Source organism: Thermomonospora echinospora (assembly GCF_900108175.1).
Lineage (GTDB): Bacteria > Actinomycetota > Actinomycetes > Streptosporangiales > Streptosporangiaceae > Thermomonospora > Thermomonospora echinospora.
Genome location: NZ_FNVO01000003.1, coordinates 319,718 through 331,886 on the forward strand (window position 1 = coordinate 319,718; position 12,169 = coordinate 331,886).

General features: G+C 71.8%; 13 protein-coding genes. 4 read left to right on the plus strand and 9 right to left on the minus strand.

Annotated features, from left to right (window positions below; all coding sequences use genetic code 11):
* Positions 1 to 41: 41 nt before the first annotated feature.
* Positions 42 to 968 (minus strand): LLM class F420-dependent oxidoreductase, encoded by a 927-nt coding sequence (locus C4U03_RS08945; protein WP_103937211.1) that lies wholly within the window; start codon positions 966 to 968, stop codon positions 42 to 44.
* A gap of 250 nt (positions 969 to 1,218) precedes the next feature.
* On the opposite strand from C4U03_RS08945, the gene C4U03_RS08950 reads away from it, so the two are divergent.
* Positions 1,219 to 2,274, plus strand: a complete 1,056-nt coding sequence (locus C4U03_RS08950) for a glycoside hydrolase domain-containing protein (RefSeq protein WP_235017725.1) — start codon at positions 1,219 to 1,221, stop codon at positions 2,272 to 2,274.
* An 82-nt stretch (positions 2,275 to 2,356) separates the two neighbouring features.
* On the opposite strand, the gene C4U03_RS08955 is transcribed toward C4U03_RS08950, so the two are convergent.
* Positions 2,357 to 2,647 (minus strand): hypothetical protein, encoded by a 291-nt coding sequence (locus C4U03_RS08955; RefSeq protein ID WP_103937213.1) that lies wholly within the window; start codon positions 2,645 to 2,647, stop codon positions 2,357 to 2,359.
* Positions 2,648 to 2,908: 261 nt separating this feature from the next.
* Complete coding sequence (locus C4U03_RS08960; protein WP_103937214.1) at positions 2,909 to 3,319, minus strand: helix-turn-helix domain-containing protein; 411 nt, start codon at positions 3,317 to 3,319, stop codon at positions 2,909 to 2,911.
* 220 nt (positions 3,320 to 3,539) lie between these two features.
* Here C4U03_RS08960 and C4U03_RS08965 point away from each other — a divergent pair, with 220 nt between their 5' ends.
* Positions 3,540 to 3,842 carry a hypothetical protein gene (locus C4U03_RS08965; RefSeq protein WP_103937215.1) on the plus strand — a complete coding sequence of 101 codons (303 nt, stop codon included), beginning with the start codon at positions 3,540 to 3,542 and terminating at the stop codon, positions 3,840 to 3,842.
* Positions 3,843 to 3,890: 48 nt separating this feature from the next.
* Here the strand turns inward: C4U03_RS08965 and C4U03_RS08970 are convergent, their stop codons facing one another.
* Both C4U03_RS08970 and C4U03_RS08975 read right to left on the minus strand, forming a co-directional pair.
* Positions 3,891 to 5,312: a class I SAM-dependent RNA methyltransferase gene (locus tag C4U03_RS08970; protein WP_103937216.1), complete on the minus strand. Its 1,422-nt coding sequence runs from the start codon at positions 5,310 to 5,312 to the stop codon at positions 3,891 to 3,893.
* Positions 5,305 to 7,356, minus strand: coding sequence for an APC family permease (locus tag C4U03_RS08975; RefSeq protein WP_103937217.1), 2,052 nt, complete (start codon positions 7,354 to 7,356; stop codon positions 5,305 to 5,307). The genes C4U03_RS08970 and C4U03_RS08975 overlap by 8 nt, the downstream gene beginning before the upstream one ends.
* A 193-nt stretch (positions 7,357 to 7,549) precedes the next feature.
* Here C4U03_RS08975 and C4U03_RS08980 point away from each other — a divergent pair, with 193 nt between their 5' ends.
* The gene (locus C4U03_RS08980) at positions 7,550 to 8,218 is read left to right on the plus strand and encodes a potassium channel family protein (protein WP_103937218.1); all 669 of its coding nucleotides are present in this window, start codon (positions 7,550 to 7,552) and stop codon (positions 8,216 to 8,218) included.
* Positions 8,219 to 8,312: 94 nt separating this feature from the next.
* Positions 8,313 to 8,972, plus strand: coding sequence for a potassium channel family protein (locus C4U03_RS08985; RefSeq protein WP_103937219.1), 660 nt, complete (start codon positions 8,313 to 8,315; stop codon positions 8,970 to 8,972).
* A 29-nt stretch (positions 8,973 to 9,001) separates the two neighbouring features.
* On the opposite strand, the gene C4U03_RS08990 is transcribed toward C4U03_RS08985, so the two are convergent.
* The 4 genes from C4U03_RS08990 to C4U03_RS41085 are packed head-to-tail and all read right to left on the minus strand — an operon-like array spanning position 9,002 to position 12,146.
* Positions 9,002 to 9,661, minus strand: coding sequence for a potassium channel family protein (locus C4U03_RS08990; protein ID WP_200827148.1), 660 nt, complete (start codon positions 9,659 to 9,661; stop codon positions 9,002 to 9,004).
* Positions 9,654 to 11,024 (minus strand): TrkH family potassium uptake protein, encoded by a 1,371-nt coding sequence (locus C4U03_RS08995; RefSeq protein WP_103937220.1) that lies wholly within the window; start codon positions 11,022 to 11,024, stop codon positions 9,654 to 9,656. The genes C4U03_RS08990 and C4U03_RS08995 overlap by 8 nt, the downstream gene beginning before the upstream one ends.
* Positions 11,025 to 11,043: 19 nt before the next feature.
* Positions 11,044 to 11,727: a DUF3159 domain-containing protein gene (locus C4U03_RS09000; RefSeq protein ID WP_200827149.1), complete on the minus strand. Its 684-nt coding sequence runs from the start codon at positions 11,725 to 11,727 to the stop codon at positions 11,044 to 11,046.
* Positions 11,724 to 12,146: an OB-fold nucleic acid binding domain-containing protein gene (locus C4U03_RS41085; protein WP_200827150.1), complete on the minus strand. Its 423-nt coding sequence runs from the start codon at positions 12,144 to 12,146 to the stop codon at positions 11,724 to 11,726. Before C4U03_RS41085 ends, C4U03_RS09000 begins: the two co-directional genes overlap by 4 nt.
* Positions 12,147 to 12,169 lie beyond the last annotated feature (23 nt).

A 12,169-nucleotide genomic window follows, 5' to 3' on the forward strand; every position in this document is an offset into this window, starting at 1 on the left:
CCGCCGTGACCGCCGGGCGGGGCGGCCACGACGGCACGCGCTCACAGCTTGGCCAGCACCTCGCCGGCCAGCAGCTCCAGGTGGTCCAGGTCCGACAGGTCCAGGACCTGCAGGTAGACGCACTCGGTGCCGAACTCGGCGAAGCGGCCGAGCTTGTCCAGCAGCTCGCCGGGCGTGCCGGCCAGCCCGTTCTCCCGCAGCTCGGACACCTCCCGGCCGATCGCCGCGGCCCGCCGCGCGATCTCGGCCTCGTCCCGGCCGCAGCACACCACCTGCGCCGCCGAGTAGACCATCGGCTCGGTGCGGCCGGCCTCCTCGCAGGCGGCGCGGACCCGCTCGTAGGCCGCCTTCGTCTCGTCCGCCCGGTTGAACGGCACGTTGTACTCCTTGGCGTAGCGCGCCGCCAAGCGGGGGGTGCGCTTGGCGCCGGTCCCGCCGATGAGCACCGGCGGGCCGCCTGGCCGGACCGGCTTGGGCAGCGCGGGCGAGTCGGCCAGCCGGTAGTGCGCGCCCTCGAAGGAGTAGGTCTCCCCCTCCGGCGTCCCCCACAGCCCGGTGATGATCTCCAGCTGCTCCTCCAGCCGCTCGAAGCGCTCCTTGAGGGCGGGGAACGGGATGCCGTAGGCGGTGTGCTCGGCCTCGAACCAGCCGGTCCCGACTCCGAAGTCGACCCGGCCGCCGCTCATCTGGTCGACCTGGGCGACCGAGATCGCCAGCGGCCCCGGATAACGGAAGGTGGCGGCGGTCATCAGGGTGCCCAGCCGGATCCGGCTGGTCTCCCGGGCCAGCGCGGCCAGCGTGATCCAGGCGTCCGTCGGCCCGGGCTCCCCGCTGACATCGCCCATCTTCAGGTAGTGGTCGGAGCGGAAGAAGGCGTCGAAGCCCAGCTCCTCGGTCGCCCGGGCGACCCTCAGCAACGTGTCGTACGTGGCCCCCTGCTGGGGCTCGGTGAATATCCGCAGTCGCATACGTCCATCTTGGTACTGATCAGGACACGTCCGCGAACGCAGGGGCACCGTCCGCCCGCACGGTAGAGGCGTCCCGTACGGCGTCGCCCGCTCCGGCCGGCCCACGGCCGCCGGGCGGTGTCCGTGCACATGCCATCGCGGCGGTTTCCGGGTCACAAGTGGCCGATCAGCCACTGTTCGTCATCCATGGCGGGCATATCCGCATGTTCCGCATGTCTCGCCCTTCCCTTCTCTGCCATGGTGGGATTCGTTGCAGAAGCGACCGCTGGGAGTGCCGATGGCCGTGTTCGGCATTGACTACGCGTGGGGCAGGCCGGGCCCCGCCGCCCTGAAACGGGCCGGGGCGAAGTTCGTCTGCCGCTACGTCTCGCACGACACCACCGGCAAGGACCTCACCCGCGCCGAGGCCGACCAGTTGTCGGAGGCGGGGCTGTGGCTGGTCGTGGTGTGGGAGACCACCGCCTCGCGGGCGCTGTCGGGCCGGGCGGGCGGCGCCGCCGACGCACGCGACGCCGACCGCAAGGCGCAGGCCTGCGGCATGCCCGCCGACCGGCCGATCTACTTCGCGGTGGACTTCGACGCCTCCGCCGCCCAGCAGGAGGTGATCAACGCCTACCTGGACGGCGCCGCCGGCGTGATCGGCCGCGACCGGGTGGGCCTGTACGGCGGGTACGGGCCGGTCAAGCGGGCGCTGGACGCCGGCAAGGCCCGCTGGGCCTGGCAGACCTACGCCTGGTCCGGCGGCCGGTGGGACGACCGGGCCCATATCCAGCAGTACTCCAACGAACGTGAGCTGAACGGCGTGAGCGTCGACTACAACCGCGCCGTCACCGGCGACTATGGGCAGTGGCGCGTCGGCGTCAGCCCTGCGGAGGATGACATGCCTGAGTACGTGTCCGTGGGAGCCGACGCCGGGCAGTCCCTGCCGTCCGGCCAGTGGACCACGATCGTGTGGGATCGCGAGTACTCCGACTCGACCCGCCAGCACCGGGACGCGGGCGGTCCCGGGCTGCTGAACGGCCCGGCCCGGTACGCGCTGACCGCCTCCGCCACGCTGCGCGGGGTCCCCGCGGGCACCGAGGTCAGGGCCCGGGCGATCGAGGTCGACTCCGCCGACGCCGACGAGGTCGCCACCGGGCCCGTGCAGCAGTACGCCGCGAACGGGCAGGGCGATCTGGCGGTGTTGTACGGGCTGCCCGCCGACACCGTCGACGAGGGGCGCTGGCTGGGCTTCCAGGTGCGGCACGACGCCCCCGGCCCGATCACCGTCGCCGACGCCAAGGCGAAGGTCCTTTACTGGAGGTGACCGTCCGGTCGCCCGACCCGCCCGGCCGGCGGTACCGGCCGGGCGCGACTCGGGCACCTGGCGACGCGCAACCGCGCCCGGCTCACCACGAGTCGTCGGTCAGTTCGCCCGCCAGCCGGGCGGCCCGGTGCAGGATCCGGGTCTGCGTCTCCAACTGGTCGATGATCCGCCGCTGCTGCTCGCGGATGTCGTGCAGCACCAGCACGATCGCCACCGCGAAGGGCACCACCGTGCCCGCCAGCCCGGCCCCGACGGTGACCGCCGCGGCGCCGGTCCCGCCCAGAGCGGCCACGGCCAGCCCGCCCGCCGCCGCGGCGACCATGGACAGGCCCAGCAGGCGGCGGTACCGCGGCCACGGTCCGGCTGAGCGCATGCTGGCACTCCTTCGGGAGGCGGCGGAACTGACGACCACCGATACTGAGAGTCTTCCCCTTTGTCAAATACTGTAACTACCAGTCAGATCCGGCAACGTTCCGTTTCGGCAACTCTTACCGAGAGGTAAGAAACGCCTTGCTCCATTGCCATAAGAACCTTGGGGAAAGGGTCCGGACAAGGCACCCGGTACATCTCGGCGGCGCCGATGCGACGGCCCGGCCCGCAGCTCGGGCCTGGGGCGGGGTCGGCCCCGTTCGCCTCAGTGGCGCCGCCGCGGGGAGGTGCGGCCGGTCTCGCCGTAGAGCGCACGCAGGAAGGCCAGGGCCACCCGGCGGCGCTCACCGGAGTCGGCCCGCAGGTCGGCGAAGTAGGCGTCCAGCTCCTGCAGCTCGCGGACCACGGTGTTCAGGTCTGGCTCTCCCGTGTCCCGGCCCGGCGTGGGCTCGCGCCCCTCCCCGATCCGGACCAGATCACCGGCCCGCCAGCGCAGCGCCCCCTCGATCGCGCCGCGCGTACGCGCCTGGGGCCAGCGTCCGCCCGACTCCAGGTTGTACACGGTCTTCACGGTCACCCCGGCGCGCTCGGCGAGCTGCTCCTGCGTCAGCCCGAGCGAGCCGCGGCGCGCGACCACGTACTTGGCGACGCGCTCGCGGTCCAACGGCCCAGCCATGCGCTCAGGATGCCGGAAAAATTCAGGAACATCTAGTAATTACACCCGGAAGGTTTTCTTCCTCACAGGTCCGGTCGCACTGTCCCACAGGGCATCCAGCACCCCGTACCGGGCTTAAAAATTTCTGATTATTTCCGGTCGAGGTGGCAATACTTACCGGTAACTGAGTTCCACCCCTCCGCCTCCGGGACCGCCGGCGTGAGGGAAGAAGGGGGTCACCATGAGCGGACAAGCCGCCGTCGACCTGGCGATAGCCGAGCTGCGTCGTGGACTGGAGGTGGGCATGGCCAACGTCGAAGGCCAGATTGCGCTGCTGCACCAGATCCAGGGCCACCACGAGCGCCGGGTGGATGAGCACACCCGGCTGCTGGACGAACTCGGCGAACGGCTCGCCGCCGCCGAACGCGACCAGGTCACCCGGGCCCAGTTGGACAGCCGGTTCCGGCACACGGTCGCGCTGCTCGGCCTGATCGTCACCGCCGCGTCGGTGCTGGCGTCCACCCTCCTGGCGATGGTGGCCTGAGGTCCGGCGGCGCGCGGGGGCGCGCCACCGGGCCTCAGCACACGGCGGTCATCCGGGGATCAGGGTCGCCACCAGCTCCACATGGTGGGTCATGGGGAACGCGTCGAAGGCCCGCAGCGACTGCAGCGTCCAGCCGAACTCGCCGAAGTAGGCCAGGTCCCGGGCCAGCGTGGCGGCGTCGCACGACACGTACGCGACCTTCCGCCCGGCCAGTCCGGCGACGTGCTCCACCACCTGGCGGCCCGCCCCGGTGCGCGGCGGGTCCAGCAGCACCAGATCGGCCCGCAGGCCGTTCTCCCGTTCGCGGGCCCCGCCGCGCCGGCCCGCTCCGCCACGGCCGGCCGGACCCCCGCGCCCGGAGCGCCCGGCCTCGGCGGGCCGGTGCTCACGGCCGAACTCCAGCTCGGCGATGACGTCCTCGACCCGGCCCTGCTCGATCGACACGTTCCGCAGGTCCCGCAGGTTGAACCGGGCGTCGCGGACCGCCTGGGCGTCGGACTCCACCCCGACGACCAGGCCGTCCCGGCCGACCCGCTCGGCCAGCACCCCGGCGAACAGGCCGACCCCGCAGTACAGGTCCAGTGCGATCTCCCCCGGCCGGGGCTCCAGCGCGGCCAACACCGCGTCCGCCAGGGCCTGCGCGGCACCCGGATGGACCTGCCAGAAGCCGCTGCCGGTGACCTGCCAGAGCCGGCCGGCCGCCTCCTCGCGGACGTAGGGCTGCGGGCCGCCGGGCGTGCCGCGCCCGCGCAGCAGCCGGACCGGAACGTCCAGCCGGGGCACCTTCGCCGCCCGCCGGCCGCCGCCCCGCGACCGGGAGGCGCGCTCGCGCAGCGCCACCAGCCGGTCGCCGGTGCCCGCCGACACGATGCCCTCCACCGAGGCCGCGCCCGGCCAGCGCTTGCGCTCGATGCCGATCATCTCCACCCCGGGGTGGGCGATCAGGCACTCGTCGACCGGCTCGACCTGGTGCGAGCGGTGCCGACGCAGCCCCACGACCCCGTCGTCACGGACCGCGAACTGCACCCGCGTCCGCCAGCCCAGACCCGGGCCGCGGGCGGTGAGCTCGTCCTCGTCGTGGTGCGGGTCGGGCACCTCCTCGACCACCACGGTGCGGTCGATGCCGGCCAGCCTGCTCAGCTGCTCCTCGACCACCGCCGCCTTGAGCCGGCGCTGGGCCGGCAGCGAGGCGTGCTGCCAGTCGCAGCCGCCGCAGCGGCCGGGACCGGCGAACGGGCAGGGCGGCACGACCCGGTCCGGGGAGGCCCGCAGGATCTCCACCGCGTCGGCGCGCAGAAAGTTCTTGGTGACCTCGGTCACCCGGGCCCGCACCCGTTCCCCGGGCAGGGTGTGCCGGACGAACACCACCCGGCCCTCGTGGCGGGCGACGCACCAGCCCCCGTTGGCCACCGTCCCGATATCGAGTTCGAGTACATCCGGAATCGGGGGGTCAAGGCGGAGATCAGTCACGCTTCGAAACGATACCGCCGCCCGCGCGTGTTCGATCCCCCTCCGGGACGTCGCCGTAGGGGCGGCGGGCCGAGCCCGGGGCGGCCCGCTCGGGCCGGCCCCCCAGCCGGGCGGAGGAGGCCAGCTGCCAGGGCACGCTGGTGACCATCACCCCGGGCACGAACAGCAGCCGGCCCTTCATCCGCAGCGCGCTCTGGTTGTGCAGCAGGTGCTCCCACCAGTGACCGACCACGTACTCGGGGACGAACACCGTCACCACGTCGCGCGGGCTGCGCCGACGCACCTTCTTGACGTAGTCCACCACCGGCCGGGTGACCTCCCGGTACGGCGAGTCCAGGATCTTCAGCGGCACCGGCAGGTCCAGCGCCTCCCACTGGTCGCGGAGCCGGGCGGCCTCGTCGCGGTCCACCGAGACGGTGACCGCCTCCAGCGTGGAGGGGCGGGTGGCGCGCGCGTAGGCCAGTGCCCGCAGCGTCGGCTTGTGGATTTTCGACACCAGCACGATGGCGTGGTTGCGGGCCGGCAGCACCACGTCCTCACCGGTGGGCTCCAGCTCCGCGGCCACCGTGTCGTAGTGCCGCCGGATCCCCTTCATCAGCGCGAACAGCACCGGCATCGCCAGGCACACGATCCACGCACCGTGCGTGAACTTGGTGAGCAGCACGATGACCAGCACGAAGCCGGTGACCGTGCCGCCGACCGCGTTGATGATCCGGCTGCGGTGCATGTGGGCGCGCCGGGCGGGGTCGGTCTCGGTGCGCAGGTGCCGGTTCCAGTGCCGGACCATGCCGATCTGGCTGAGCGTGAACGACACGAACACGCCGACGATGTAGAGCTGGATCAGCTTGGTGACCTCGGCCTGGAAGGCGTACACCAGCAGCCCGGCCATGGCGGCCAGGATGATGATGCCGTTGCTGAAGGCCAGTCGGTCGCCCCGGGTGTGCAGCTGCCGGGGCAGGAAGCCGTCGCGGGCCAGGATCGAGCCCAGCACCGGGAACCCGTTGTAGGCGGTGTTGGCCGCCAGGAACAGGATCAGCGCGGTGACCCCCGCGATGTACAGGAACGGCAGCGACCCCTCGCCGAACACGGCCGAGGCCACCTGGGTGAGAATCGGCTCCTGGACGTAGCCGTGCCCCACCGGCTGCCCGTCGCGTAGCAGGTCCTCGGCGGGATTCTCGGCCACCCGCACGTCGGAGGCCAGCGCCAGCGTGATCACCCCGCCGAACATGGTGATCGCGATCAGCCCCATCATCAGCAGCGTGGTGGCGGCGTTGCGGCTCTTGGGCTTACGGAAGGCCGGCACCCCGTTGCTGATGGCCTCCACCCCGGTCAGCGCCGCGCAGCCGGAGGAGAACGCCCGCAGCAGCAGGAACAGCACCGCGAAGCCCGCCAGGTCGACCTGCTCGGGCCGTACCTCCAGGTCGGCGGTGGGTGCGCGCAGTTGGTCGCCCAGCACCCCCACCCGCAGCAGCCCGAACGCGATCATGCCCAGCACGCCCACCACGAAGGCGTAGGTGGGGATGGCGAACAGGGTGCCCGACTCGCGGACGCCGCGCAGGTTCATCACGGTCAGCAGCGTGATGATGGCCAGCGCGGCCGTCACCTTGTGCTCCCCGATCAGGGGGATCGCCGAGCCGATGTTCTCCACCCCGGAGGAGACCGACACCGCCACCGTCAGCACGTAGTCGACCATCAGCGCGCTGGCGACGGTCAGCCCGGCGGCGGGCCCCAGGTTGGTCATGGCGACCTCGTAGTCGCCGCCGCCGCTGGGGTAGGCGTGCACGTTCTGCCGGTAGGAGGCCACGACCACGGCCATCAGCGCCGCGATGGCCAGCGCGATCCACGGGCCGTAGTGGTAGAAGGAGACCCCGGCGACCGCCAGCATCATCAGCAGCTCTTGGGGAGCGTAGGCGACCGATGACAGGGGGTCACTGGCGAAGATGGGCAACGCGATCCGCTTGGGCAGCAGTTGCTCGTGCAGCTGGCCGCTGCGCAGTGCTCGTCCTACCAGGACCCGTTTGACGAGGTCCGCAACTTTGGACACGAGTGCAGAGCCTAGTCTGTGGCGGGGACAATCCGGCCGGCGGCCACCGCCGCGCCGGTCATCGGCGGATATGCGAACCACGGCCTGCCCGCGATGCGGGCGGGGTATGACAGTGCGCGGCTGATGTGTAGGTTTCAACCCGTCAGGGATCACGGGGCAAGCGCGATCCTGCGACGCCGGGGAAGGGACGGCCGTGCATATCGTGATCATGGGATGCGGGCGGGTCGGGTCGACGCTCGCCCACATCCTGGAGGACAAGGGTCATTCGGTGGCGATCATCGACCAGAGTCCCGAGGCGTTCCGTCGGCTGCGCGGCGGCTTCCGGGGCCGCCGGGTGACCGGGGTCGGGTTCGACCGGGACGTCCTGGAGGAGGCCGGCATCGAGCAGGCCTCCGCGTTCGTGGCCGTCAGCAGCGGTGACAACTCCAACATCATCTCCGCCCGGGTGGCCCGGGAGACCTTCGGGGTGGAGAACGTGGTGGCGCGCATCTACGACCCCCGGCGGGCCGAGGTCTACCAGCGGCTGGGCATCCCGACGGTGGCGACCGTGCGGTGGACCGCCGACCAGATGCTGCGCCGGCTGCTGCCGGACGGGGCGCTGCCGCTGTGGCGCGATCCGACCGGCGAGATCATGCTGGCCGAGCTGAGCGTCGGCGAGGCGTGGATCGGCACCAAGGTGACCGCGTTCGAGGAGGCCGTGCGCACCCGGGTGGCGTTCCTGTCGCGGATGGGAGAGGCCATCGTGCCGGACGCCGACACGGTGATCCAGGACGGTGACGTGGTGCATGTGATGGCACGTTCCGACGACAAGGACCGGCTCAACAAGGCGGTGGCGCAGCCTGCCGACGGAGGCGACCGGTGACGAGGGCGGTCGGCGTCGCGGGAAGGGACGACGCACAACAGCACGCGGAACGCAACGGCGCGCAACAGCACGCGGGACGGGAGAGGCGCGCACGATGAGGGTGGCGATTGCCGGGGCCGGGGCGGTGGGGCGTTCCATCGCCCAGGAACTGCTGGAGAACGGCCACGAGGTGCTGCTGATCGACAAGGACCCCCGGGCCATCAAGGTCGAGGTGGTCCCGCGCGCCGAGTGGCTGCTGGCCGACGCCTGCGAGATCGCCTCGCTGGACGACGCCGCGCTGGAGCGCTGCCAGGTGGTGGTCGCCTCCTCCGGGGACGACAAGGTCAACCTGGTGGTGTCGCTGCTGGCCAAGACCGAGTACGGGGTGCCGCGGGTGGTGGCCCGCATCAACCATCCCAAGAACGAGTGGCTGTTCAACGAGTCGTGGGGCGTGGATGTCGCGGTGTCCACCCCGCGGCTGCTGTCGGCCCTGGTCGAGGAGGCGGTCAGCGTCGGCGACCTGGTCCGGCTGATGACCTTCCGGCAGGGCGAGGCCAACCTGGTGGAGCTGACACTGCCCGAGGACGCCCCGCTGGGCGGGCAGCGGGTCGGCTCGGTGACCTGGCCGACCGACACCGCGCTGGTGGCGATCCTGCGGGAGGGCCGGGTGCTGGTGCCGACCCCCGACGACACCCTGGAGGCCGGCGACGAGCTGCTGTTCGTGGCCAACCAGGACATGGAGGACGAGCTGGCCGAGCTGCTGTCGGCCCGCTGAGCCCGGCGGACCGGGTCACCCGGGCCGGGTCACAGCAGCTCGGGGAAGCGCTCCACCTTGGCGATGGGTCCGGCGATGATGATCAGGTCGCCGTACTGCAGCACGGTGTCGGGCGTGGCGTAGGTGAACTCCTCGCCCTCGCTCTTCACCGAGACCACGGTGACGCCGTGCTTGCGGCGCAGCCCGGTCTCGCCGAGCGGCGTGCCGACGATCTCCCTGATCGGGCGGGTCTTGGCCAGCGCGAAGTTCTCGTCGACCGCGATGTAGTCGAGCATCCGGCCGCCGACCATGTGGGCGACCCGCTCCCCCATGTCGTGCTCGGGCAGCACGACATGGGTGGCGCCGATGCGCTCCAGGATCCGGCCGTGCTGACGGCTGACGGCCTTGGCCCAGATGTCGGCGATCTCCAGCTCGACCAGCAACGAGGTGGTCAGGATGCTGGCCTCGATGTCGCTGCCGATGCCCACGACGGCGCGGTGGAAGTCCGGCACGCCCAGTTGCCGCAGCGCCTCGATGTCGGTGGCGTCGGCGGTGGCGATGTGGGTGAGCTGCCCGGCCATCGCCTGCACCACCTTGGGCCGGTGGTCGATGGCCAGCACCTCGGTGCCCTGCCGGGCCAGCTCCAGCGCCAGCGAGCTGCCGAACCGGCCCAGCCCGATCACCACGACGGGAATGTCCTTGTCAGCCAACGATGGGTCGCTCCTCGGGGAGTTCGTAGCGCCGGGTGCGCTCGCGCAGCGCCAGCGCCGAGAAGATGGTCAGCGGGCCGACCCGGCCCACGAACATCAGGATGATGATCAGCACCTGCCCGGCGGCCGGCAGCTCGGGGGTGATACCGGTGGTCAACCCGACCGTGGCGAACGCCGAGATCACCTCGAACAGCACCCGGTCCAGGCTGTGCGGCGTGATGAACATCAGCAGGAAGGTGCCCGCCGCGACCAGCCCGACGCCCAGCAGCGCGATGGTCAACGCCTGCCGCTGGACCGGCCCGGCCACCCGGCGGTGGCCGACGTTGACGCGGTCCTCGCCCCGCAGCTCGGCCCACATCACGAAGGCCAGCAGCCCGAACGTGGTGACCTTGATGCCCCCGGCGGTGCCTGCGCTGCCGCCGCCGATGAACATCAGGATGTCGGTGGCCAGCCAGCTCTCCGGGCGCATCTGGGAGATGTCGATGACGTTCAGCCCGCCGGAGCGGGGCATCACGGCGGTGAAGAAGCCCGCCATGATCTTCACCTGGTCGGACAGCGGGCCCAGGGTCCGGGGGTTGTCCCACTCGACGGCGGTGAACAGCAGCGTGCCGCCCGCCAGCAGGACCACGCTCATCCCGACGGTGATGCGGGTGAGCACCGACCAGGTCCGGGGCCGCCGCCAGGCGCGGGCCAGCTCGAACACCACCGGGAAGCCCAGTCCGCCCAGGATGACGGCGAACGCCACCGGCAGGGACACCCACGGATCGGCGACGAACCGCATCATGCCGTCGGACCACAGCGCGAACCCCGCGTTGTTGAACGACGAGATCGAGTGGAAGATTCCCAGGTAGGCCGCCCGGCCCGGCGGTTCCCCATAGCCCAGCGCGAACCGCAGCCCCAGCACCAGGGCCAGCACCGCCTCCGACACCAGGCTGAAGAGCACGATGTTGCGGATCACCCGGCGCACGTCGGTGCCGTGCAGGGTCTTGGTCTCCGCCTGCGCCAGCAGCCGGGCACGCAGCCCCAGCCGCCCGGAGACCAGCACCGCCAGCAGGGTGGCCAGGGTCATGATGCCCAGCCCGCCGGCCTGGATCAGCGCCAGGATCACCACCTCGCCGAAGCCCGACCAGTGCGGGTCGACGTTCACCGTGACCAGCCCGGTCACGCACACCGCCGAGGTGGCCGTCAGCAGCGCCCGCAGCAGGCCCGCCGAGTCTCCGGAGGTGGTGGCCGCCGGCAGCATCAGCGCGACGGTGCCCAGGGTGATGGCGGCGGCGAAGCCGCCGACGATGAGCTGTGCCGGATGGCGGAACCGGGACAGCAGCGCGGAGGTCAGCGGGGTACGCCGGGGCAGAAGGCTCATTCGAAAGGGGGGTGGCGGATCAGGTGGAGGGTTTGCCCTGCAGTGGAGTGCGGCCCCGGGCCAGCACCCAGACCATGGCGCCCAGGGCGGCGACCTGCAGCGGCCAGCCCAGGGCGATCTTGCTGGCGCCCAGCCAGCCGACTTGACCGGCCAGGTACAGCGGGTACTGCACCACCACCCGCAGCGCGCACGGCAGGATCAGGAACCAGGTCAGCCGGGAGCACAGCTTCACGATGCCGGGGTCGGCGCGCCAGGCGGTGGGGTCGCCGGTGACCGACCCGATGATGAACCCCACCACCGGCCAGCGCACCAGCACCGAGAAGATCATGGCCGCCGCATAGCCGGCGTTGTAGAGGATCCCGGGCAGGAAGGCGTCCTCGGCCTTGCCCGAGCGCAGCGCGAAGAACGCCGCGATGGCGATGCCCAGCAGGCTGTTGATCACGAACTGCGGGGTGGAGCGCTGCACCAGCCGTACCACCAGCAGCACCACGGCGGAGATCACGCCGACGACGACCGCGGTCCTGACCTGGTGGGTGAGCACGTAGGTGGCGGTGAAGCCGATGGTGGGCACGGCCGCCTCGACCATCCCCCGCACGCCGCCCAGCGCCTTGGACAGCTGGGCGCGCACCGCCGCCTCGACCGTGTCGTAGGTGACCGGCCGCTCCCGCGCCGGCTCGGTGTCGGTGGCCGCCGCGTCGCTCATGAGGTCCCTCGCAGCTCGTAGCGGGGGTTGAACATGGTCTTGCGGCCGTCCTGCACGCTCACCAGCCCCTCGGCCCGCAGCCTGCGGCCGGGCTCGATGCCGGCGATCTTGCGGCGGCCCAGCCAGACCAGGCTGATCACATCGGTCCCGTCGTAGAGCTCGGCCTCCAGGGCCGGAGCGCCACCTCGCGGTCGCAAAGTCACGGTCCGTAGCGTACCCGCCACGCAGGCCCGGCTACGCTCCCCGCACCCGGCGATCGGGGTGGCCCCCTCCTGACCGGTGCTCTGCTGCAGCTCCTCGGCCTCCAGCTCGTCCCGGCTCGACGCCAGGCGGCGCAGGAACCTCCGCAGCCCCCGCTCCCGCGCGGGCCCGGGTGCGCCGCCCGCCCCCACGGCCGACTCGGCCGGCACCTCGTCCATGCTGACAGGCTAGAGCACCACAA